The 23,490-nt window shown below is 59.6% G+C and carries 20 protein-coding genes; 12 read left to right on the plus strand and 8 right to left on the minus strand.

Features of this window, described 5'->3' with window-relative positions:
- Positions 1–6: 6 nt before the first annotated feature.
- The 4 genes from pglX to DXC52_RS07165 form a co-directional block, all read right to left on the minus strand.
- Positions 7–2,523 carry a BREX-1 system adenine-specific DNA-methyltransferase PglX gene (gene pglX / locus DXC52_RS07150; protein WP_117746708.1) on the minus strand — a complete coding sequence of 839 codons (2,517 nt, stop codon included), beginning with the start codon at positions 2,521–2,523 and terminating at the stop codon, positions 7–9.
- Between the two features lie 65 nt (positions 2,524–2,588).
- Positions 2,589–6,251, minus strand: coding sequence for a BREX system P-loop protein BrxC (gene brxC / locus DXC52_RS07155; RefSeq protein ID WP_117746709.1), 3,663 nt, complete (start codon positions 6,249–6,251; stop codon positions 2,589–2,591).
- A gap of 78 nt (positions 6,252–6,329) precedes the next feature.
- Positions 6,330–7,022, minus strand: coding sequence for a DUF1788 domain-containing protein (locus tag DXC52_RS07160; protein WP_117746710.1), 693 nt, complete (start codon positions 7,020–7,022; stop codon positions 6,330–6,332).
- A 1-nt stretch (position 7,023) separates the two neighbouring features.
- Positions 7,024–7,674 carry a DUF1819 family protein gene (locus tag DXC52_RS07165; protein WP_117746711.1) on the minus strand — a complete coding sequence of 217 codons (651 nt, stop codon included), beginning with the start codon at positions 7,672–7,674 and terminating at the stop codon, positions 7,024–7,026.
- A gap of 341 nt (positions 7,675–8,015) precedes the next feature.
- On the opposite strand from DXC52_RS07165, the gene DXC52_RS10000 reads away from it, so the two are divergent.
- From DXC52_RS10000 to DXC52_RS07185, 5 genes are all read left to right on the plus strand, one after another.
- Positions 8,016–8,189: a hypothetical protein gene (locus tag DXC52_RS10000; RefSeq protein ID WP_158554612.1), complete on the plus strand. Its 174-nt coding sequence runs from the start codon at positions 8,016–8,018 to the stop codon at positions 8,187–8,189.
- A 133-nt stretch (positions 8,190–8,322) separates the two neighbouring features.
- Complete coding sequence (gene serC, locus DXC52_RS07170) at positions 8,323–9,447, plus strand: 3-phosphoserine/phosphohydroxythreonine transaminase (protein WP_117746712.1); 1,125 nt, start codon at positions 8,323–8,325, stop codon at positions 9,445–9,447.
- 72 nt (positions 9,448–9,519) lie between these two features.
- Complete coding sequence (locus DXC52_RS07175; protein ID WP_117746713.1) at positions 9,520–10,683, plus strand: phosphoglycerate dehydrogenase; 1,164 nt, start codon at positions 9,520–9,522, stop codon at positions 10,681–10,683.
- A gap of 177 nt (positions 10,684–10,860) precedes the next feature.
- Complete coding sequence (locus DXC52_RS07180) at positions 10,861–12,081, plus strand: M20 family metallopeptidase (RefSeq protein ID WP_117746714.1); 1,221 nt, start codon at positions 10,861–10,863, stop codon at positions 12,079–12,081.
- A gap of 39 nt (positions 12,082–12,120) precedes the next feature.
- Entirely contained in the window at positions 12,121–12,801 is a 681-nt protein-coding gene (locus DXC52_RS07185) for a DUF1015 family protein (RefSeq protein WP_117746715.1), read from the plus strand.
- Between the two features lie 129 nt (positions 12,802–12,930).
- Here DXC52_RS07185 and DXC52_RS07190 read toward each other — a convergent pair whose 3' ends face one another.
- From DXC52_RS07190 to DXC52_RS07200, 3 genes are all read right to left on the minus strand, one after another.
- Positions 12,931–13,566 (minus strand): histidine phosphatase family protein, encoded by a 636-nt coding sequence (locus DXC52_RS07190; protein WP_117746716.1) that lies wholly within the window; start codon positions 13,564–13,566, stop codon positions 12,931–12,933.
- Positions 13,567–13,583: 17 nt separating this feature from the next.
- Positions 13,584–14,126, minus strand: coding sequence for a histidine phosphatase family protein (locus tag DXC52_RS07195; RefSeq protein WP_117746717.1), 543 nt, complete (start codon positions 14,124–14,126; stop codon positions 13,584–13,586).
- An 82-nt stretch (positions 14,127–14,208) separates the two neighbouring features.
- Positions 14,209–14,838 carry a nitroreductase family protein gene (locus DXC52_RS07200; RefSeq protein WP_199409488.1) on the minus strand — a complete coding sequence of 210 codons (630 nt, stop codon included), beginning with the start codon at positions 14,836–14,838 and terminating at the stop codon, positions 14,209–14,211.
- Between the two features lie 277 nt (positions 14,839–15,115).
- Here DXC52_RS07200 and DXC52_RS07205 point away from each other — a divergent pair, with 277 nt between their 5' ends.
- Positions 15,116–15,718, plus strand: coding sequence for an HdeD family acid-resistance protein (locus tag DXC52_RS07205; RefSeq protein WP_035137275.1), 603 nt, complete (start codon positions 15,116–15,118; stop codon positions 15,716–15,718).
- On the plus strand, positions 15,719–16,201 hold the full coding sequence (locus DXC52_RS07210) for a DUF188 domain-containing protein (protein ID WP_055310731.1): 483 nt from the start codon (positions 15,719–15,721) through the stop codon (positions 16,199–16,201).
- A 165-nt stretch (positions 16,202–16,366) separates the two neighbouring features.
- Here the strand turns inward: DXC52_RS07210 and DXC52_RS07215 are convergent, their stop codons facing one another.
- A complete protein-coding gene (locus DXC52_RS07215) occupies positions 16,367–17,467 on the minus strand; it encodes a putative manganese transporter (RefSeq protein WP_117746719.1) in 1,101 nt (366 codons plus the stop codon).
- A gap of 172 nt (positions 17,468–17,639) precedes the next feature.
- On the opposite strand from DXC52_RS07215, the gene DXC52_RS07220 reads away from it, so the two are divergent.
- From DXC52_RS07220 to DXC52_RS07240, 5 genes are all read left to right on the plus strand, one after another.
- Positions 17,640–18,608, plus strand: a complete 969-nt coding sequence (locus DXC52_RS07220) for a hypothetical protein (RefSeq protein WP_006235437.1) — start codon at positions 17,640–17,642, stop codon at positions 18,606–18,608.
- Between the two features lie 637 nt (positions 18,609–19,245).
- Positions 19,246–20,367, plus strand: a complete 1,122-nt coding sequence (locus tag DXC52_RS07225) for a hypothetical protein (protein WP_147330606.1) — start codon at positions 19,246–19,248, stop codon at positions 20,365–20,367.
- A 389-nt stretch (positions 20,368–20,756) separates the two neighbouring features.
- Entirely contained in the window at positions 20,757–21,122 is a 366-nt protein-coding gene (locus DXC52_RS07230) for a helix-turn-helix transcriptional regulator (RefSeq protein ID WP_117746721.1), read from the plus strand.
- 62 nt (positions 21,123–21,184) lie between these two features.
- A complete protein-coding gene (locus DXC52_RS07235) occupies positions 21,185–21,403 on the plus strand; it encodes a cation transporter (protein ID WP_022095001.1) in 219 nt (72 codons plus the stop codon).
- 100 nt (positions 21,404–21,503) lie between these two features.
- The gene (locus DXC52_RS07240; protein WP_199409489.1) at positions 21,504–23,456 is read left to right on the plus strand and encodes a heavy metal translocating P-type ATPase; all 1,953 of its coding nucleotides are present in this window, start codon (positions 21,504–21,506) and stop codon (positions 23,454–23,456) included.
- Positions 23,457–23,490 lie beyond the last annotated feature (34 nt).

Here is a 23,490-nt window from a genome sequence, read left to right on the forward strand (position 1 = left end):
GATCACCTAAATAAGAGGATTACGTTTAAAATCCCAGGAGGTTTCAAACGAATCGTAGTCCGCCTTTGAAATTGAGCGAGAGTCTTCAACGAGCGAGCAGACAGTCGGTTCGGCATCCTCATCTTGGATAATCGGCAACTGACCGATTTGGCCTACCTCAAAGTTTAGAGTCGGCGACATAAACGCCAAATCAATTTCGGCAATGGAACAGTTGCAGAAAGCCTGGATGTATCGAAGCTCGTTCGGCTCCGCAAAAAGACATGCGCCAGCTACCTCAAAAAGCATCCCTCGAGGCGCAAACCTAAAGGAGGCGAGGCTGGAAGAAATTTTTGACCAGGAAACTGCGGGCTTGAAATAGTCGTTCTGGTTCTTGATCACAAAATCAGGTGTAGAGAGATAGGTATACTTGGACAGAATCGCTTCCTTCATCTCCCGACCGTCATCAAACCAATTAACCACCTCGTCGTAGTCACCCCACCACTTTCGATAGGAGCCGCCACGAATAATCGGAAACCAACGAGAACCAGTTTGCTTTGCCTCGGGCCTGCCGCTGCAACCTCGCGATGTGTTGGAAGACACCACTTCCCACCATTTCCTCAAAAAGCGGCCATTATCGCTCGTCGCCAAGCCCTGTCGCGGAGTAGCAATGGCATCAAGCCTCTTTCCTTTTGCGAATGAATCAACAAGAGCGTCGCTGGCCCAGTAGGCTATGGGGGTGCCGGGGATTTGTTTGAAGGTATCCGCGTCGCGACGGTAGAACCAACCACAGTCGGGGTTTTGGATTGCCTCCAGTGCATTGGGAGCCTGAACCGCGGGGCCAGTAAAATCGGCAAGACGAACGTATCCGCCCTTATAGCCATCGATATGCGAATTGTGATAGGTAAATGTGCAGACAGGCACGGTTGCCCCTGCAAAGCCAGAATACTCGAGCTGAATGAGCGTAGTTAGGGTCTTGTCATCGATAAGCCTATTTCGAAGCTTCTCGTAGCTACCGATAAACATCCAAACAAACGGAGTCATCATTCCGATTTCGCCGTGCTCGCCGGCAAAGTCCATAATACGCACGATGAACGAAGAGAACAGGTCACTCTTCACGTCGGGGTAGTTCTTCTTGACCCACTTGCTCATAAAGGGGTTAAAGCTGCTGCTGCCCATATACGGAGGATTCGCAACGGTGCAGGTGAAACGACGGGACAGCTTCTCGCAGATGGCGGCAGCGCTTTCGAGCTTAGTTTTGGTCGTAGCGGCAAAAAGGTCATCGGAACAGATCGCGGCAGCAGCCTTAAGCTCGTCAATCTCGTCCTCTGAAGGATTGAGAAGCGAGCCGATCTCGCCCAAATGGCTCAGTTCCTCGGCGAGCTTCTTGTTACCCGGCAGCTCATCCTCTCCCAGCGGAATGCTCGTGAGCACGATAACATCGGCGCGAACGCCACGCCTAAAGAAGCGGCGGTCGTGCTCGCGAGCACACATGGCAAGCGCCAGCTCGGCGATCTGAGCCGCACGGGGATCGATCTCCATGCCAGCGAGGTTTTTGGTCAGGATGAGCTCCGGGATCTCGCGCTCACGGTAGCCGCGCTCCTCGTACATGGCAAAGAGCAGCTCAAACGCATAAACCAGGATATGGCCCGAGCCGCACGCTGGGTCGCAGAGCGAAATCTCCTCGGGACTCGAGATGCGGATGAAGTCCTCGTGCTCAGCATCGGGCTCGATGTAATACTCCATGCGCTCGCGTAGCGAACTCCCCGGATTGTTGAGCATCCACAGACGGCCGAGCGAGTTCTCGACCATATAGCGCACGATCCACTCGGGGGTGAAGAGCTGCGTGGCGGGCGCGATGTCCTCCGCCGCCGCCTTGCGCTTGGACTTGAAGAACTCGTCTTTAACGTCAGCGTTGTAGTACTGATACATCCAACCCAGAACGGTCACGCCCTCGCGCCAGTCCTCGTCAGCGAGGACGGCGTTGAGTTTGCCCACTACACTGTCAGCCATCATGAGGCCCTGGGGCAACAGCAGCTCCATGGCTCCGCCCACGCGTTCAAAGACGCCCGGCAGGCAATCGGCAAGCTCCTCGCACTGAGCAACAAACAGGTAGCGCCACAACGGTTCATCCAAGCCCGCCATCTTGAGCTCGGCTATGCGATCGGTATCGGCCGTCGTTATTTCCACGTCCAGTGCGTTCTCCACGGCCTCGCTGCCATGGCTGCCGTCCGCACGACTCAGCATGCGCATACGGCTGGGAAGCCATCCGCGTGCATCCATAAAGCGAATGGCCACGATGCGGTTGAACCAGGTGTATGCCGCACGATCGCGGAGCGCCTCGTGACCCACCTCTGCCTGTATGCGCAGCAGTTCATCGCGTTGCTCAACCTCAGCCGGACTTAGAGGCAGGCTGTTGACGGTCTCGGACCCAGCGGGCGCAGGTGCAGGTTCGGTGATGCCGTAGCGCACCATCTGCGCCTCCACGCCTTTGATGAGCTCCGTGCGGGCCCAAGTGCAGAAGCTCTTAAGAGCAGAATCGTTCATGGTTGATGAGCCTTTCTAAACGCATAAGCCACCGGTGCGCGCTTTGGCGCCAGTGGCTCTGCGGGTTAGTTGATACGAATCTCGTCGTTTGCAGCGAGTGCTTGCATAAGGCGGGAGCGCAAGTCGTCCACATAGCGCTCCACGTCCTCTGCGGACAAGAGACGACTCGGCTTGACCAGATCGGCGCGGCGCAAGGCCTTGATCTTGCGCTGGGGCACGGGCGCAGGCACAGGCGCTGACGACGCAGCACCCTTGTTGGAGATCTTCTTGACCACCTCACCCGTACTCGTGACCTCGGTGGTGCGGCGCTCGTTGTCCATACGCATGCGGGCCTCATCCACGGCGTCGTACATCCCGTTGGTTGCCGCGCTGAGCCAATTGCCCCAGTTAGTCGCGGCAACGCTCAGCTCATTAAGGCTTTGAGCACTGTGGGCACGGTTTTTGAATGACTCGTATTTGGCACCGGCGTCCGCTATGGCATCCTTGGCCTGTTTGACAAAGCCCTTTTGGCTCTCAGCCTGCGCCTGCAAGTCTTGCAGATCGCTCTCGATGCGATGCAAAAACTCATTGCGGCGAATGCCCAGCAGCTTCTTCATGTCGTCCTCGACGGGATCCATAAGCGGTTGCAGGTCTTTAATGCGGCCGTAGGGCTTGGGATCTTTGAGGATCTCGCGCACCTTTGCCACGTTCTCCACCGCGCTGGGAATGTCATCAGAGGCATACTCAATACCCTCGGTGCGGCTCAAGAAATCCTTGGCGTGGTCAAACGCTGTTCGTTGGTTGGACTCGAAGAACTCAACCACCTTGTCGAAGTCTTCCTTGGCATCGAGCAAACGGTTCTCATGCTTGGTGAACGTGGTCAAGAACGCCTCGGACTCGTTCTGGTCCTTAAGGACGTCGGCGACCTCCGAGCGCATCTTCTCGCACTCGCTCTCGCCAGGATACGGATAGAGCGGTTTGATACCCGTATAGAAATCGTGCATCATATCGAGGCAGTCTTGACGGAGACTCCCAAGGCGCTCTTTAAGCTCGGCCACGAGCTTATCCTCATCGGAGGGCACGGTATCAAGGTCAAACAGGTCACGCATAAGATCGCCCGTATCGCGCAGCAAACGGTCGCTCATGCGCACGCGTAGACGCACCTGCACCTTATCGGCATCCTTGCGCAAGAACGCCACCATTCGATTGTCGTTGGCTTGAATCGTCTGGCCGCCAAACAGCACTTGCGCGCGTTGCTCAACCACAAGCTGCGCCACCACATTTGCGATATTGACCTCGCGCCAGCCATAGGGCTTTTGCTGGTACTTGCGCTGAATATCGCCCATAGCGGTATCTAAATGACGCTGATGCTGAACTCTGAGGTAATCCTCGACATCCTTGAGGGCACGCGCATTCCCAGCGTCCATGCCATCGATCCCAGTTTGAATATTGCCCGCCAGCGTGGAGCGGATATCGGAATCGCCCTCGACCGGCGCGCCGATATAGCCAGCCTTACCAAAGATTATGTCGCACAACTGCGCGAGCACCTGGTCGAAGACCTGCGCAGGCTTGGTGGCATGGACCTCAACCATGCGCCCGTTGACGGCGCATCGTGCATGGAGCACTGCCTCGGTCAAAAGGATGTCAGCCTCTTTCTCGTTAGAGTCCTTCTCACGCATTTTGGCCTCGACAATCTGGCGGGTACTCGGCGGTAGCTCCTGCAGGTTGCGGGTCTGGGCGTACATGCAAATCTTGGCGGCGTTGACGAGTGGGGTCCAATAATCCACCTCGTCGCTCAAGGCCACGATGGCTTTATCCACAGATTTCAATGCTAACTCGGCATCGTCGGCGCAGCCCAAGTCGCCGTCCATGGTCACCACGGAAAGTTCCATACCGCCCATGCTGGATCCATGAATCGAGCCATCCACGTAGCGGTCAAAGGGGAAGTCGTTGGCCTCGCGGTTGAGCTTGCGCGCAGTGTAGATGCTCTCGAACAAGCGCTTCTTGATAGACTCGATCACCTTTGCGTTGTCGATCGGGGTCTGCGCGATCTCCTGTGCAATTTCCTGCTCCTCATCGGTAAGGAAGCTGTAGGTATCGCCCTGGCGCGCGACGTAGTTCTCGTGCTCCAAGCGGGCGAGGGATTCCTTGACGCGGTCCTTAAGAGCGCGCTTGTCCACGTCAAGGCTATCAATCATGAAGATGGAGATGTTCTCGACCGAAGCCTTAACGTAGCCGATGTAGCGGATCAAGTACAGGAGCTTAAGCACCCGAACATCGTAGCTCTCAAGACCTTCTGCGTTTTCAGCTGCGCGCTCCGCGCGGTCGACGACCTGATTGATGCCATGCTCCAGGTCTTTAGAGATTGTGTCGAAGAAGCGCCAGAACGGCACGAGAGCGCCGGTCTGTTCATGCTGGATAGCCTGAGCACTCTCCTGGAAAGCGCTCAACATGGAGCGCTCGCCCGTGGACATGTGCTTGGCCTTGACGCCGTGCTTGCGCACCTCGGTCATCACGTCGGGCAGAAGCTTAAACTGGTAGCCCACAAACGGGTAGCTGGCCACAAAATCCTTGGAGCTGCCGAAGCCGGCAAGGTCGGAGCGCGAGCCGCCCTCAAAGGTAAAGTTGTTTTTGAGGACGGCGGCGTCTTGCTCGTAGACCTGTGCAAGCATATCGGCCGCCGGCGCGGTCTTCTCGAGCACACGGCGCTGGATGACCTCGTCCACGCTGGAGCTGGAGAGCGAAAGGCGGGTATTGAAGCGGCCTTGGATCTTTGAAAAGTCGTTGCCCACGGGCAGGCTCAGGTTGTCGATGGCCTCCTGGCTCGTGACCATCACCCACACGCGGCCACCGCAGGCGGCACCCAGCTCCTCGACGATGGTCTGAAGACTCAACATAAGGCTTGGATCCCGGTCGTTTGTAATAAACTGACCCACCTCGTCGACCATAAAGAGCAAACGGTAGTTGCCGCCGTGGGCCGCTGCCTGAGCGTCTACGTAGTCCTTGACCTTTTTGGCAAAGACATCGGGGGCCAAAACCTCGTCCTCAGAACCCTCAAGCCAGTTCCATGCGGCCTTTTCGCTCATGCCGAGCACGCTCTGCAGCACCTCGACGACGTCGTCCTCAAAGTAGCTGTAGGTGTCGCGGGTCTGGAGCCAGGACTCGCCGTTGACGCGCTCAAAGGCCTCGCGGAACTCCTGGGTCTTGCCCAGGGAATCGATGTGGTCCTCGAGCTTTGCAAGCTTTAGGTCCTCGCCGTAGAAGCCGCGCGCCTCGTAGAACATGCGCTCAAAGCCGCGAAGCAGCGCCGTGGGAGCCGTATCGCCCTGCTTCCACTGGCCCGCCTTGCTATCGATGTTAAAGAGGATGGCCTGCGTGGACACCGAGCAGGCGCGCTCCATGGCAGCCACGACCATGGGGTCGACGATCTTGCCGTCAAAGTAGCGGATGGCGCTCTTGCCGCCGATCTGGCGATTCTCGAGCAGGTAGCTCAGCATCTTGAGGAAGTGCGATTTACCGGAACCGAAGAAACCACTGATCCATACGCCGATCTTGTCGGTGCGTACATCGATGGCATCGCCGTAGGCCTTGAAGAACGTGGCAAAATGCCTCTGCAACTCGCGCGTCACCACGTACTCGTCAAGCTCCTGGCGGATGGACCCATCTTTTGAATCCTGGACCTTGACCACGCCGTTGATGGAGCGGTTGATGTCTTTTGCAAAGAGGTCGCGAATGATCGTGTTGTCCATGGGTGCTCCTTTGGGTTTGGGAACGTTATGGCAAAGGGTTGTTACCGGCGGCAGGGACTTGTCTGCGGGGAGCCGTGCTTACGAGATATCGATGGCGCGGTAGTAGTTGTCGGCCGGCAGACGGTTAAAGAGCTGGAAAGAAGAGCCGTTGAAACTGCCCGGATAGGCGGCGACCACAGGCACCTCATCAAAATCCGCAAGCATGCAGTGGAGAAGCGTGTGTATGCGAAAGAACGGGAAAACCTCGCCCGCACCGGTGAGGAGAACGACGTCTCCAGGCGCGTGCGGCTCGGTCTGCTCAAGGATGTACGCGGCGACTTTCTCGGGCGAGGCGAACTTGGCCACGTCCCCGAGCACGCGCTGGGTACCGCGGCGCTCCTCTTGGTGCGGGATAGCCTTGAGGACACGGCGCTTTTCGAGAATTGCCAGCACGGCGTCGTAAAGGTTCACGACCTTGAGCGTGCACGGAAGCTTGTCGGCCTCGGCATCGCGTAAAAGGGTGTCAAATAATGCACGCGCCTCAAACTCCAGCGCGGGGTCATAGCAAAAGGTGTGGAAGCCGATCTCATTGCCTATGCCCTTGTTAGCCAAAAAGTCCTCGCTGCACAGGCATTCGCGCAGAAGCTGCGCGCGGCGCTCAAATTCCTGGCAGGCGCGCTCGGAGCGGGAATGCGCCGCCACGACGCTCTTGCGGAAATGGATGCCGATATTGGTGGTGAGATCGGTCGCCGGGGTGATAACGGGGTCGACGGCGCTTTTGACGGGAGCCACGCTACATCATCGCCCTGCCGGTAAGGGCCGCGATAAGCGACTGCTCGCCCAGCTGAACCAAGGCTCGCTCGACATCGGAATCGAGGAAGAGTGGTGACAGGCGCTCGGACTCCGGGCCCTGGCCCTCGCCGATAAGGCCGGCATGGCGGAGCGTCTGGCGGAGCGAGCCCTTGATGCGCTTGACCGTGGCCTCAGTCCAGCGGGCCGCGTCCGGATACTCCGTGGTAAAGCGTGTCATAAAGGCGTTGAGGTCAACCGCCGTAAAGGCATAATCGAAGTTTTGTAGGCGCTCCCCTACCTCGACGAGCACGAGCTCGCGCACGATATCGTAGCGGCAGATCATGCTGTAGAAGATGGCCTGGTCCGCCTGCGTGGGAGTGCCGGATGCCATGAGCCTGGTTAGGGATGACGCAGCCTCGACGGCGGTTTTGGGGTCGATGCCGCGCGCGGCGCATACGGCGTCCGTGGGCACCATGGCGTCAAGGCGGCGAAGGCACACGGTTGCGCGGTTGGCGACCATGCGCTCCGTGGGATATTGAAAGAGGTTCTCGCTCTTTACGCGTACAATGACCTGCTCGTCGCTTGCGCCCTGCATACGAAGGGCAGCGACGATGCGCATCTCATGCGGGAGGAATTGCTCGCGGGTGAGCACCCCCCCCCCGAACGCTTTTTGTGGTTACATCCACAGTACACGCTCCAAGGGTGTCAAAGGCTGTCACAAGTGCGCCGCAACCCGGCAGGCAGGCGCGGCGCACATGACAATAATCATACCTGTTGGTAAAAAAGGTACCACGCCCAGAGTGTCAAATGTTGAGCAACAAAATTAAATCCGGTTAACGGTCATTTTCGCAGCTCAGAAGCTTTGCCGAGGTCGCCCCAAATCACACTTGCCAGACAACCGCGCTTACGAATGCAGGCACGCACACGCCCAACGCCATCCTCCGCTATATTCAACATAGAGTTATACATATGCTTCTATGTAAGGAGTTTCATATGCCTGTCGTAAAGCCTATTTCTGATCAGACGCGCGCGCTAACTACCATTCAGGAACGCGAAGATCACATTCAACGTACCATCGCTCATGGTTACGACGACCTCACCAACGGTCGTGTGCGCCCCTGGAAACAAGCGAAGGCCGAGGCGGATCGGATGCGAGCCTCGAGATAAGCCCTCTCCCCCATGTAACCATCCTGTAAATCATAGCGGCGCACTCGAGTTTTACCGTGATGCAGTCGCGCCTGGCGCTCCACTGTGCTAAAGTATCCCGAACGTTCAAACGACTACGAGGGGGAACTAGAAGATGGCACGTGTGCACAACTTCTCAGCTGGCCCGGCCGCACTGCCCACAAGCGTGCTCGCCGAGATCGCCGACGAGATGATGGACTACCGCGTTTGCGGCATGTCCGTGCTCGAGATGAGCCATCGATCTAGCATGTACCAGCAGATCATCGACGACGCCGAGGCAACCCTGCGCCGCCTGCTGAGTATCCCCGACAACTACCGTGTCCTGTTTTTGCAGGGCGGCGCCACGCTACAGTTTGCGGGCATCCCGATGAACCTCATGCGCCGCGGCCGCGCCGGCTACGTCGTGACCGGCAACTTTGCCAACAAAGCGTACAAAGAGGCCGCCAAGTACGGCGAGGCCGTGCTGCTCGCGAGTTCCGAGGACACCAATTTCGACCGCATCCCCGACATGGCCGACATCAACGCGCACATTGCCGCCGAGGCCGCGGGCGACGGGCTCGACTACGTCTACATCTGCCAGAACAACACCATCTTTGGCACCATGTTCCACGAGCTGCCCGATTGCGGCGACGTGCCGCTGGTCGCCGACGTCTCGAGCTGCTTTCTGTCGCAGCCGCTCGACGTCGAGCGCTACGGACTCATCTACGCCGGCGCTCAGAAAAACGCCGGCGCCGCGGGCGTCACCGTGGTCATCGTGCGCGACGACCTGATCGCCGACGGTCCGGCCTTTGCGCAGACGCCGCAGTACATGGACCTTAAGACCCAAGCCGCCAAGGGCTCCATGCTCAACACGCCCAACACCTTTGGCATCTATGTGTGCGGCAAGGTGTTCCGTTGGGTTGAGCAGACCGGCGGACTTGCTGCCATGGCCGAGCGCAACTGGGCCAAGGCCAACCTGCTCTACGACCTGCTCGAGCAAAGCGAGCTGTTCCATGGCACCGCGCAGGAGGACAGTCGCTCCATCGCCAACGTCACGTTCCGCACCGGCGATGCCGACCTCGACGCCGCCTTTGTCGCAGGCGCGGCCGAGCACCAGATCCAAAACGTCAAGGGCCATCGCCTGGTGGGCGGCATGCGCGCCAGCGTGTACAACGCCGTCACCATGGAGGACGTGCAGGCGCTGGCCACGTACATGAAGGACTTCGAAGCGCAGCATAGTTTGAGTCCGCGATCTAACTAGCCCGCAACCCGCGGGCCGACCAGCCACCTCAGACCACCCTGCTTAGATAAAAACCTGCTAAGGAGTTTTTCCATGCGTAAGATTAAGACCATCGACGACATCACTAAAGACGGCAAAGTCGAGTTTGGCGAGGGCTACGAATTTGTAAGCACCGCCGAGGAGGCCGACGCCATCCTGATGCGCTCGACCGATCTGCACGGCTACGAGCTGCCCGAGGGCATCCGCGCCATCGCCCGCTGCGGCGCCGGCGTCAACAACATCCCCGTCGAGGAGTACGCCAAGAAGGGCGTCGTCGTCTTTAACTCCCCCGGCGCCAACAGCAACGCCGTCAAGGAGCTCGTCCTGGGCATGCTAGTGCTCTCGAGCCGCGGCGTAGTGCAGTCGATGAACTGGGTGCGCGACAACGCCGACGACCCCGAGATCCAGGTCGATGCCGAGAAAGCCAAGAAGGCCTTTGTGGGCCGCGAGCTCAAGGGCAAGCGCATCGGCGTTATCGGCCTGGGCAACGTGGGCTCCAAGGTCGCCAACGCCTCCGTCGATCTGGGCATGGACGTCTACGGCTACGATCCGTTCATTTCCGTTGAGCACGCGTGGGTGCTGAGCCGCGAGGTGCAGCGCGTGGGCACGCTCGAGGATCTGTGCCGCGGCTGCGACTACCTCACCGTGCACGTGCCCAGCAAGGCCGACACCATCGGCATGATCAGCACCGAGCAGATTAACCTGCTGGCACCCGACGCCGTGCTCATCAACTACGCACGCGAAACCATCATTGACGAGGACGCCGTCGACGCTGCCCTGCGCGAGGGTAAGCTGAGCTGGTTTAGCTGCGACTTTGCCACGCCCAAGACCGTCAAGATGCCCAACACGTTTATCACCACGCACTCGGGCGCCGGCACCGGCGAGGCCGAGGCCAACTGCGCCGACATGGCCATCAGCGAGCTCAAGGATTACCTGGAGAACGGCAACATCGCGCACAGCGTCAACTACCCCGCCTGCAGCATGGGCAAGGCGCGCGCCGCGAGCCGCATCGCCTGCCTGCACGCCAACGTGCCCAACATGATCGGCCAGATCACGGCCATCCTGGCCAAGGACAACGCCAACGTGCAGCGTATGACCAACGAGTCCGCCGGCGAGAACGCCTACACCATGTTCGACACCGACGAACACCTAGACAGCAGCACCATCGAGGCGCTCAAGCAGATTCCGTCGATGTATCGCGTGCGCGTGATCAAGTAGCGCCGACTGACCTGACGGGCAGTTCCCCATGTGGCCTGCCCGTCGCTGACATTGAATGCCCGCGGGGGCGCCTTTCGCACGAGAGGCGCCCCCATTTTTGTGAGCGCTCCATTAAATGCACTGAGCCGCTTCTTGGCATACAATCTGTATGTTGACCTAACTATCTGTGAGGTGCCTATGGTTGATACAGATTTTGCTTGGCGGCTTACGCAAGGGCTCGTGCGGATCGACAGTTCAGACCCGGGTGCGTATGAGGACGAGATTGAGCGCTATATCAAAGCGTTGGTTGAGGAACGGTTGGCGCAGCTGAGCTATCCGGTACTCGATGCCGTGCAGATTGCAGAGCACGAAGTACTCCCCGGACGCCGCAATCTAATGGTCACCGTGCCGGGCCAAAGCGACGAGCCACGGCTCGTCTACATCTGCCATTTGGATACCGTCACCTTGGGCGATGGCTGGGACGCGGACATTCCGCCGCTCGGAGCGATCGTGCGCAACGATAAGCTCTACGGCCGTGGTGCCTGCGATATGAAGGGTGGCCTGGCCTGCGCCATTGCCGCGCTGGTCCATACGCTCGAGCGCGTGGTGGCGGATGGCGCGCTGCCGCGTCGCGGCTTTTCGCTCATCTGCTCGGTCGACGAGGAAGATTTTATGCGCGGCTCAGAGGCCGCGATCGATGCTGGCTGGGTCGGCTCGCGCGAATGGGTGCTGGACACCGAGCCCACCGACGGACAGATCCAGGTGGCGCACAAGGGGCGTACGTGGTTCGAGATTGAAATGGCTGGCGTGACGGCGCATGCGAGCCAGCCCTGGAAGGGCGCGGATGCCGTCGCCGCCATGGCCGAGGCCGTGTGCTCGCTTCGCCGCGCATTTGCGGCGCTGCCCGTGCATAATGAGCTGGGGCCTTCGACCATCACGTTTGGCCAAATCGAGGGCGGATATCGCCCCTACGTCGTACCCGACCGCGCCAAAGTCTGGGTCGACATGCGCCTGACCCCGCCGACCGATACGGCCGCCGCGACGCGCATGGTAGAGCAGGCCATCGCCGTCGCCGAAGCCGCCGTTCCCGGTTGCCATGGCAGCTACACCGTGACGGGCGACCGCCCCGCCATCGAGCGCGACCCGAACTCTCCCCTTCTAGCTGCACTCAAGCGCGCAGCAGACGATACGACGGACGCGGACACGACCGTCGGCTTCTTTACCGGCTACACCGATACCGCCGTCATTGCCAGCAAGACGGGTAACCGCAATTGCATGAGCTACGGCCCCGGCTCGTTGGCGCTCGCGCACAAGCCCAACGAATATGTGCCCCACGCCGATATCGTTCGTTGTCAGAACGTGCTCATCGTGCTCGCCGACAACGTGCTCTGGGACGCGAGCGGCCAAGTTGGGGCATAATAAGCCGCGAACAAACCGACTCGTGCGTTAGGACCGCCCATGAAAGCACTTCCGTTTCCCTGCATCCGCCCGGCTCAGGACCGCGTGCTCGAGGCGCTGCCTGCAATGGACAGCATCATGAGCGGCAACGATGCTCTGCGCGGAGCCATTGCCGATGGTCTGATGCTCAAGGACCCGGGTGCGGCGTATTACGTGTACGAATGCTCGGGCGAGCCGGGACGTGTGACGGGTGTCGTGGCGATCTGCCCGGTTGGTGCGCTGGCGGGCGGCGACGCGGTTGCCGCCGATACGACCGCCGCTGCGCGCGCAATCGCCGACCTCAAGGTACAGCCCCGTCCCGTAACGCTTGTCTACGAAGCCTCTCCCGTCATGGATATCATCCTCGGCGCCGCAAAAGAGGGCGCTTCACTCTATGCCGTCACCGACCCCGCCGGCATTACGCACCGCGTGTGGGAGGTCAAGCGCGAGGACGCCGTCGGGGCCATCCGCGCCATGCTCGACCAGGCGCCGGAGCCGGCACTGGCCGACGACCCTGCCTACGCTGTCGCACTAGTCGAGGCATCACAGCTCCTGGCCGACGATGCACGTGCCGCCGGCACCTACACGGGCAAAGAGCCGTTCAACTTTGCCGTAGCTGCGCTCTTCCCCGCCGCGCAGGTCAGCGGCGGCGCGGCGCAGGTTCCGACGGGTCTGCTCACGCACCAGGTCGCGCGGTTCTAGCAAGACCAGACCGTCCAGCACAAAAATCGGCAGCCCAACAAACAGGGGGCGGAGATGCAGCAGGTACATGCATCTCCGCCCCTTTTGCGTCGAGAAGTTATGCCGACGACCCGTGCCGCCGCGCTCGCGTTATCCGCGCTGCGGACCCGCAGTAGCCACGAGCGGTTCAAGCCCCAGCTCGCGCGCGTAGTCTTCCTGCGTAAAGACTTCGACCAGTTCAAACGTATCGGCCGCATCGTCAAACGCAAACTGCAGCACTGAGCAGTTGCCCGGCACGCGTTCGCGCTCGTCGGCCGCCGCGCCCCGCACGTGGTCCAAAAACTCCTTGATAGCCGAGCCGTGGCTCACCGCGAGCACGCACTCGTGGTCCGGACGTCGCATAAGATCGGTTATCGTCGCCGCCATGCGCTCGCGCACCTGCATCTGGCCCTCGCCGCCAAACTGACGATAGAAATCTCGCCACGGCCGCTCGGGCATAAGCATCACGCGCTCGGCCTCAAAGTCGCCAAAGAACCACTCACGCAGACCGTCCAGGCGCTCGTACGCCAAGCCCGGCCACAGGTTGGCGATAGTCTGCTCGGTGCGATGAAGTGTGGAGGTGTAGGCATGATCGGGTTCAATGCCGCGCGCACGTAAGAACATGCCGGCACGTGCCGCCTGGTCGCATCCCAGCTGCGTGAGCGGCGAGTCACTCCAACCCTGAATAATGCGCTTAAGGTTGAATATTGTCTGCCCATGACGAACCAGATACAGGTCTTTATTCATAGGGGTCCTTTCGTTCGTTACCAATCAAGGAGCGAAAACGCACCGTCGCAATAGCCAAAATGAAGCACGGCACCGTTGTCGGGTAGCTCTCCCCCGCCAGTCACATACTCAAGAAACTCCTGGCAGGAAGAGCCGTGGGAGACTGCCAGCACACAGTCGTGCTGCGGCCTGGCCATGATGTGGGACAGCGCCGCGACCATGCGCGACTGGAGCTCGCCTTCAGACTCGCCACCAAAGGCCACCGGATAATCACCCCAGGGCTGCGGCGGCATCTCGCGATTTGATGTACCCTCCAGCGAGCCCAAATGCCACTCGCGCAGGTCATCGACCAGCTCTATCGAGCGGCCCTCACCAGCAATTAGCTCAGCCGTATGCCGCGCCCGGCCCAACGGCGAGGAATACACACGGTCAAAGGTCACGCCACGCGCCTCAAACGCCGCGCGCGTCGCCAGCGCCTGCTCGCGCCCGCGCGCCGTAAGCGGCGAATCGTGCCCACCCTGCAAAATGTTCTGCACATTGAGCTCAGTCTGTCCATGCCGCACCAAATACAAATCTGCCACACGTCCTCCCCTCGCACCACCGCAAAGGGGACAGGTACCTTTGTGGTGGTTTACCGCCGGATCACACCGCGGTGACGCTCAGCTACACCAGTACGTCGGCAAGCGGGCGCTTGGGTACGTGGTGCACCTGCGCCTCGTCGCGCCAGTAATTAATTGAGCCGTCGGGGTTGGAATCGATCGCATCGATCACCTGCGTCTCGGCCGGAACGCCAAACGCCATGATCAGCTTGAGCTCATACTTGTCGCTATCGAGCCCCATGGCATCGATCGCGTGGGGCGTAAAGGCCTTGAACATGCAGGCAGCCACCTCGGGCGTGGCGCTGCGGGCGGCGAGCATCATCGTCTGCGCGGCAATGCCCGTGTCGACCTCGGTAATAGGAGCGGCGGGCTTGCCCGGAACGGCGCGCTCGGCAAGAATCGCGATGTAGCCGGTCGGGCGCTCGCCCTCGGCAGGACCCGACCAGTCCTTAAGCGCGCCGGCCCATGCAAGCTCGTCAAACACGCGAGCGCAGTCCTCGGAACCGCTTACCACATGAAAACGCAGACGCTGAGCATTGGCGCCGCAGGGAGCCAGGTGCGCCAGTTCCGCCAGCTCGAGCAAAAACTCGCGCGGCACGCGCATGGACTCGTCAAAGCGACGGCACGTACGGGCGCGGCGGACCAGCGCGTCAAACGTGTCCAGGCCGAGCTTTTCGCAACCTTGCTTTGCCATCGACTCCGCGCTAGACGGCGCCGCGGGAACTGTTTCGTTCATAGGGACCCCCAATTTCGGGCAATTGTTCTTAGGAAAATCTAACCTAAAACGTAGGCAATAACGAACAGGGCCGCAATGTTCTACACCTGTTGAATAGAAAATCGCGACGTGGGGAACAACGGAAACAATTCGGGGCCTTTGGGTTACGTTTCACCCTCCCCGACCCATACGTCAGCGCCTTTAGGCGATACTGGTCGTAACGATCAAGGCTTACGCCGCACGGAAAGGAGACATTATGGGCATCTTTAAGAATGATGACCAAAAATCGAGCCAGTTTGGATTTGACGAGAAAAGCATGGCAGGCAAGGCCGTCAAGGCCGTGCGCTGGATTTACGCCATCACGGGCGTCTTGGCGCTCGTCGCCGGCATCGCACTGCTGTTTGCGCCCGCCAAGTCCCTCGTCTTCTTAACGACCGTCTTGGGCTTCTACTTTGTGATCACGGCCGCGATCAGGCTGTTTACCGCTGTTTTCGAGCCACTGCTGCCCACCGGCTGGCGCGTGACGAGCATCATCTCCAACCTACTCATTATCTTGGGCGGCGTCATAATCCTGCGCAACCAGGCCTTCTCGACCGCGACGCTCACCACGATGGTGGTTATCGTGGCCGGCTTTGGCTGGATCGTCGAAGGTGTCATGTCCATTCTGGAGTCCGAGCTTTCGTCCAACCGTGCCCTCGCCATCCTGAGCGGCGCGCTCTCCATCATCGCCGGCATGTTCGTGTTTATCTATCCGCTGTGGTCGGCCAAGATGCTCGTCATCTTTAGCGGCGCCGCACTGCTGGTGTTTGGCGTAACGCTGATTGTTCGCGCTATTCAATTTGGCAAACTGGTGCACTAGATGCCGCGAACGCTCTTTATTGATGCAGACGCCTGCCCGGTCACGCGCGAGTCGATTGACTGCGCGCGGCGGGCGGGCGTCGCCGTCGTTATCGCCGGCAACAGCACACAGAACCTGGAACGCCACATTCGCCGCGACGATCCGCGCGACGTCGAGCATGCGCGACGCGGATTTTGGGTCACGACGCTCGATGTGAGCGTGGGCGCCGACAGCGCCGACTTTGCCATTGTCGAACGCCTGCAGGCGGGCGACGTAGTCGTGACGCAGGACATTGGCTTGGCGAGCATGGTGCTCGGGCGCGATGCCGCCGCCATCGGCGTGCGCGGGCGCGTCTACGATAAGGCGACCATCGACATGCAACTGTTTATTCGCCACGAGGAAAAGAAGGTGCGCCGCGCCGGCGGTCGCACTCGCGGTCCGGCGGCATTTACCAGCGAAGACCGGGCCCGCTTTAAGCGCAACCTCACCGAGCTGCTGCGCTAACCAAGGTAGATTTTCGGGACATGCCCGGAAATCTACCTTTTTGTTTTGAGCGGTGTGAGCGCTCGGAATCCATGGCTCAACAAAAAATGGGCTTCAAAATGCCATGCGTCGCCGCATTGCGCAGGCGCCGAGCATGGCTATTTGAAGCCCATTTTTTAGGCCTACTTAGAGGCCGAAGGCGGATAGGATAAGGCCCCAGCCGGCGCCGATGACGTACATCATGACCAGGAACACGGCGTTTTCACGAGCGCTGCGGTTGGTGCGGAACAGGACAAGATAGCCCACGCCAGCGGAAATGAGCGTGCCGGCGAGCATCGGCGCCAGCTGTAGCGCGCCCTCCAGGTACAGCTGCGTAATGACCACGCTGGCCGAGCAGTTGGGGATCAGGCCGACGAGTGCCGAGCCCAAGACGGCGAGCGTCTCGTTGCCACGCAGGAACTGCTCGATCGCGGACTCTCCGAAGGTCTCGAGCACGGCAACTAGAATCAGCGTCACCAGGAAAATAAAAACCGAAACCTGCACGGTGTGCGAGATCGCGCTGCGGATAATCGACAGGACGGGCGCACCTTCGTGGGAGTGACCGTGGTCGTGCCCATGGCCGTGGTGGTGCTCATGCTCGCCTGCGTGACCGTGGTCATGGCTGTGTCCGTGGTCGCGCTCGTGTTCATCTTCATCATCATCGCAACCGCAATGGTCGCGCTCGCACAACTCGTGGATGTGGTCGGCGCTCACGCCCGCCTCGGCCACTTCATCAATGATGTCGCCCCCGGTATGGTCGTCGTGCGCGCAGTTCACATGAGCCGGATTGGCAGCGGTCCCCAGCACGGTACGGCGAATCGCCGCATGCGCGCGGGAATTACGACGAAGGCCGCGGATAGCCGCGTCCACGATAAAGCCCGTGACCAGCGCGATCAGTGCCTTCGAAGCCAAAAGCATCGCCATGGTCTGCACGGGCACCTGCTCGGCGAGCAACAGCGGCAGCATCTCATCGGAGGTCGAGAGGAACACGGCGACCAGCGTGCCCAGCGTCACGACACGGCCGGCGTACAGCGTTGCTGCCATGGCCGAAAATCCGCACTGCGGCACAATGCCCAGCAGCGAGCCAGCCACGGGACCCGCAGCGCCGGCGCGCTTGATAGCGCCGTTGACGCGGTCGCCCGCAACGTGCTCAAGTGTCTCGAGAGCAAGATACGTCACCAACAAAAACGGCGCCAGCGAGAGCGTGTCCTTGCCGGCGTCGAGCAGAATATCAATCAGCAAATCCATGACGGATGGAACCTTTCATGTCTTTCGGCAGCATTGTAAAAGTCCTAGCGGTCAACTAGGGTATTGTAGTTGTCCTAGGCGCGATGCCAATAGTTGCCCATGGTAAACTATCATCTCGCCATAACTCAATGCCACCGAGCCGCGCGACACGGCCCGTCCAAGGAGCAGTTATATGAACGTTTCACAAGCACTCGAATACGAGCGCCAGCCGTTTATTCCCATGTTTATCTATGGCGATCACGGCGCCATGGAGTCCGAGCGCCAGAAGGGCGAGGAGGCCCTTAAGGTGCTCGAAACCGAGTACTTTACCGCCGAGGGCGACCCCAGCTTCGACTTTGCCACCGTGCGCGACCTGGCTGACCGCAACCGCGACCTGTGCGACCAGATTGGCGAGGCGCGCCTGCGCAACGTGACGCCCGCGACGCTTTCGCGCGGCCTGTCCGATGCCGACACCTGCGCCGCCATCGGCAAGATGCAAAAGCGCACCGCCGCGTCGGTCATGCGCGAGATCCGCGGCGACCGCGACGCGCTCGGCGTGGCCTACGCCCGCAAGCCCATCCAGGGCACCGTGCTCGGTATCGACATCGAGACCACCGGCCGTGCACCCGAGCGCGGTTATATCATCAATGTGGGTTGGGAAATCATGGAGCTCACCAGCGACGCCGTCCCGCACGACGCCGAGGCGCACTACTGCGGTTTGCCCGACATCTACCGCGGCGAGGATGTGCCGTTGTCGAATATCCACCACATCACCTGGGACGACATCGACGGCAAAAAGCCATTCCGCGAGAACAAGGAACTGCAGAAGCAGCTGCTCAAGCTTATGAAGAAGTACCCGTACATGGCGCACAACGCCGCCTTTGAGGACAGTTGGTTCAAGATCCACCTGGACGGTTACGCCGAGGCACGCCGCGCCGGCAAGATCATCGTCATCGACTCGCGCCAGATCTGCCGCAGCCTGGATGCCGACGTCCGCTCGCTCCCCCGCGAATCCGCGCCCGCCGCACTCGAGAACTGGGCGCGCCGCCGTGGAACCCTCGCCGCCGACGCCAACGAGCAGCACCTGGGCCTCGACGACACCGACCTCATGCTCCGCACGGTTCAGGCCGAGTTCAACCTCAAGAACCTATTCGCGAAATAACCGATCCATCTGCGGGAGCGCCTGCCAGGCACAGCGCAATCCGTCTGGGCACACCGACACGCAGTAAACTAGGGCGCAGCCTTATGGCTGCACCCTAGTTTTCATCAAAACGAGCAAATACGCGTGCTTCACATAGTCGGCAGGTTGGCCCACCTACATTTTTCGAGTTGTTCGGCCAGCTGAACCACTAGTCAAGGCCCCTTGAACCGCAATCGAAGCTAAAATCGCCTTAATTTCGCAACCAAGCCCCATAAATCTACCTGAATCAATTCGAATAGGACGTTGCGATCGCACCATTTGTATAGGATAAGGCCGAATAACTCAAATTATGTTGGTGAGGCATCTGAGCGGTCGGCAAAAACGCTTAGAAGCTACGAATCCGCAACTAAAGTTCATCAAAAAGGGGCAGCCGGCAGAAACCTCCCCAGCCAAAGCTGCTCCCTCAATACGACAGCTCAAAAACCCACCGTTCGCAGAAGATAAGCCGCGCCCCAATACCGTTGCCCGAAGTTTCGGGCGTATGCGGCGTCCGCTATGCCATCATGCGCGTATGGGAATCATTCTGTCACATACCACGGCACGCGCTGTATACCAAACAGCCAACTCGCTCGCAAGCTACGCGACCGGTCCCATACCTATGGAAAAGATCAGGGTGTCTGCGCCGACCACGTCCGACCTGGAAGCGGCACGAGCATGGCTCAACAGAAAGAATGTCGATTCTGAACGTATCCATGTGCTGACGTTTTCCAATAATGCCAAAAGGCACCGCAAGGGCTGCATCTGCCACTGCACGCGCTATACGTTTGATGCAGAAAGCTACCTAGAACTCGAGCCGAACGTCTACATCGTCGATATCAAGCTGTGCGCGTTAGAAGCAACAGCCGACCTCAACCTTTCGGAGCTCGTTGAGTATTACTTTGAAATCTGCGGCTCCTACGCGCTTGGAACGTCCGACGAAACTCAATATCGCGAGCGCCCAGCCCTAACCAGCGTTGAAGAGCTCAGAGCCTTCTTTTCAGAGGCACCGGGGTATCGTGGATCTAATAAAGCACTTAAGGCACTTTCTTATGTACACGAAGGCTGTCGCTCCCCACTCGAAACGGCGTTTGTCATGATGCTGACAATGCCCAAGTCAATGGGTGGCTTAGCCATACGCGCTATCAAAACGGATTATCCGATCCCAGTCCCCAAAAGATACGCCGCCCTAACGCGACGGACGGTTTTCTACCTCGACGCGCTGCTCGAAAATTCGATGACCGATATCGAATACAACGGCTTTTACCACGACGAACCCGAGCAGCAATCAATTGACGAGGAGCGCCGAAACACGCTGCGAAACATGGGATATGCCGTTATCACGGTTAATCGTCATTCGTTTTTCAAGCAGTCCGCTTTTAAACGGGTCATGGAAGCGATTCGCATTCGCGAGAAGATATGGCCCGGTCGACTCCCGGATAACTTCGCCATCCTGCAAGAAACTCTTCGTCAATTTGTCTTGCGGCGCTACTTCGAATACGGTCGCCGCGTCCTGGAGACACTCAAAGAAGAAGAGGCCGCCAAGCGCGAAATTGCAAGCCAATATCCGCAAGCTGATGACCCGAGCATCAACGATGTGCCCGAACCCGACGACATGCAACACGTCGGGGCCCTTGCTGAGGAAATCAATGGGGCTTGGGAATGCGACATGTTCGCAAAAATCGATGAAAACCGCACGGAAGACGACACGATTATTGATCTAATTGAGAATTCGCTCTTCTAAAGGCGATCTCTGCGGATGTCCACCTACATTTTTCGACTTATTCGGCCACCGATGTGCCAGATTGGCTGCAGCAATGCTCAATATAACTTTAGATAAAACTGATTCTGCAGAAACTCCCGAAGAGGAAGAACTGATTCTCGCGGTATTTGACACGATAAAGTACAAATATGAACAGTTCTAATGCTTCTCAAGGTGGCTTTCTTAGCATGCTAGCCGAACATCTCGAAATATGTTGGCGAGCATTGCGTCGATGTCTCCCAACCCACAGAAAATCGCAGAGGCGGCAAGCAGTCATCGAAATTAACGCAAATTGTATTGACATATGAACATACGCTCATATAATCGGAAGTAAGTTATTTGAGCGTATGTTCATATGAAAGGATATTGCAATGAGCATCCGCGTTGATGAAACGAAACCCGACACCGAGGCCACCGAGCCAGTGATCCCCACCACCTGCTCGCCCGAGGACCTTCCCGACGAGGAGCTTCTCTACGACCTCGCCGACCTGTTCAAGGTCTTCAGCAACACCACGCGTATCAAGATCCTTTACGCCCTCATGGGCCGCGAGCTCTGCGTGGCAGACATCGCCGAAGCGACCGAAACCTCGCAGTCCGCGGTGTCGCACCAGCTGCGCACACTCAAGCAGTCGCACCTGGTTAAATTCCGGCGCGACGGGCGCAATATCCTCTACTCGCTCGCCGACGACCACGTCTACACCATGCTCAACCAGGGCATGAGCCATATCTGCGAATAGCAACCAACCACGGTACCAGCGCGGCCTGCACCCAAGCCGCAAAAACGGGAAAGGAACCCACCATGAAAAAGCAGTACAAGCTCGATGAGATCGATTGCGCCAACTGTGCGCGCGAGCTTCAGGACGAGTTGGCCAAGCTCGAGGGCGTCAAATCCGTTTCGGTCAACTTTATGACCCAGAAGTTGACGCTCGAGGCCGATGACGCCGAGTTCGACGAGGTGCTCAACCGCGTTGTTGAGTTTACGGCCGACGCCGAGCCGGACTGCGAGATCATTCTCTAGCCCAGGTTTACGCCAACCTGCAAGGCCGCGCTTGCCGCGGCCTTTGCTCGCGAAATTATATGAGCGAGTGTTCATTCATTCAAATGGGAGGATACGAGTCATGGCCACCGCCGACCCCAAAAAGAAAAAGAAGAAGCGCAAGAAAAAAGAATCACTCGAGCATAAGCGCAACCGCATCCTGGTAGCGCTGGGCATTTTTGCCGTGGTGTACGCCCTCGATGAGCTCGGCACCCTCACTGCCGCATTCGGCACCCCGGGCGACATCTACGCCAGCTTTGTGCTGTTCCTCGTGCCGTTTTTGATTGCCGGCTACGACGTACTGCAAAAGGCATTCAATAACATCCGCCGCGGCAAGGCCTTCGACGAGAGCTTCCTCATGGCCGTCGCGACCATCGGCGCGTTTGCCATGGTGCTCTTCCCCGATACCGACCCGCACATGGCCGAAGGCGCCGCCGTCATGCTGTTCTACCAGGTCGGCGAGCTGTTTCAGGCGTACGCCGTGGGCAAGAGCCGCAAGTCGATCAGTGCCATGATGGACATCGCGCCCGACTACGCTAACGTCGAGCAGCCCGACGGCACACTCGAGCAGGTCTTCCCCGATGACATCGCCGTCGGCACCGTGATCGTGGTCAAGCCCGGTGAGCGCGTGCCTATCGACGGCGTCATCGTCGAGGGCGAAACCCAGCTCGACACCGCCGCTCTCACGGGCGAGTCAATCCCCCGCCCCGCCAAGTCCGGCGACGACATCATCAGCGGCTGCATCAACATGACGGGCCTCATCCACGTGCGCACCACCAAGCCCTTTGGCGAGTCCACCGTCGCACGCGTCCTGGAGCTCGTGGAAAATGCCAGCGAAAAGAAGGCGCGCACCGAGAACTTTATCACGCGCTTCGCCCGCGTCTACACGCCCGCCGTCACCGGCGCTGCCGCGGTACTCGCGCTCGGCGGCGGCTTGGTCACCGGCGCCTGGTCCGACTGGATCCTGCGCGGCCTGACCTTCCTGGTCGTCAGCTGCCCGTGCGCGCTCGTGATTAGCGTCCCGCTCAGCTTCTTTGGCGGCATTGGCGGCGCATCCAAGCTGGGCGTCCTCATCAAGGGTTCTAACTACCTCGAGACGCTCGCCGATGTGGACACCGTCGTCTTTGACAAGACCGGCACGCTCACCAACGGCACGTTCTCGGTGGTCGCGGTGCACCCCGAGGCTGGCTATACCGAGCAGTCGCTGCTTGAAGTCGCAGCTCTTGCGGAGTCGTTCTCCGATCACCCCATCGCGCAGTCCGTGCGTGTCGCCTACCAGGGCGAGGTCGACCCCAAGCGCGTTAGCAACTCCGCCAACGACGCGGGCCACGGCGTGACGGCAACCATCGACGGCAAGCACGTCGTCGTTGGCAACGCAAAAATGCTCGCCGCGACCGGAGTCGAAGCGCCCGATTGCGAGGTCGTCGGTACGATCCTTCACGTGCTGGTCGATGGCATCTATGCCGGCCACATTGTAATTGCCGACACCGTCAAGGCCGATGCCGAGCAGACGATCAGCGACCTGCACGCCGCCGGCGTCAAGCGCACCGTCATGCTCACGGGCGACCGCGAGGAGGTTGCGGCGTCTGTGGCCAAGCAACTCAGTCTCGACGAGTTCCACGCGCAGCTGCTGCCGGGCGATAAGGTCGAGCGTGTTGAGGCGTTGCTCGCGGCCGAAAGCGGCAAGGGCAAGCTCGCCTTTGTCGGCGACGGTATCAACGACGCACCTGTGCTTACGCGCGCCGATGTGGGCATTGCCATGGGCGCTATGGGTTCCGACGCCGCGATTGAGGCCGCCGACGTGGTGCTCATGGATGACAAGCCGTCCAACATTTCCCGCGCGATCCGCGTGGCGCGCAAGACCATGGCGATTGTTTGGCAGAACATCATCTTTGCGCTGGGCATTAAGCTGCTGATTCTAGTGCTGGCAGCACTCGGCATTGCCAACATGTGGCTTGCTGTGTTCGGCGACGTAGGCGTGGCGATCATCGCCATCCTGAACGCCATGCGCGCGATGGGTGTCAAGAACCTGTAGCGTTCGTGGGCTGTCCGGCCGGGACCGGGCTTGG

The organism is Collinsella sp. TF05-9AC (genome assembly GCF_003438495.1).
In the GTDB taxonomy this organism is placed as follows: domain Bacteria; phylum Actinomycetota; class Coriobacteriia; order Coriobacteriales; family Coriobacteriaceae; genus Collinsella.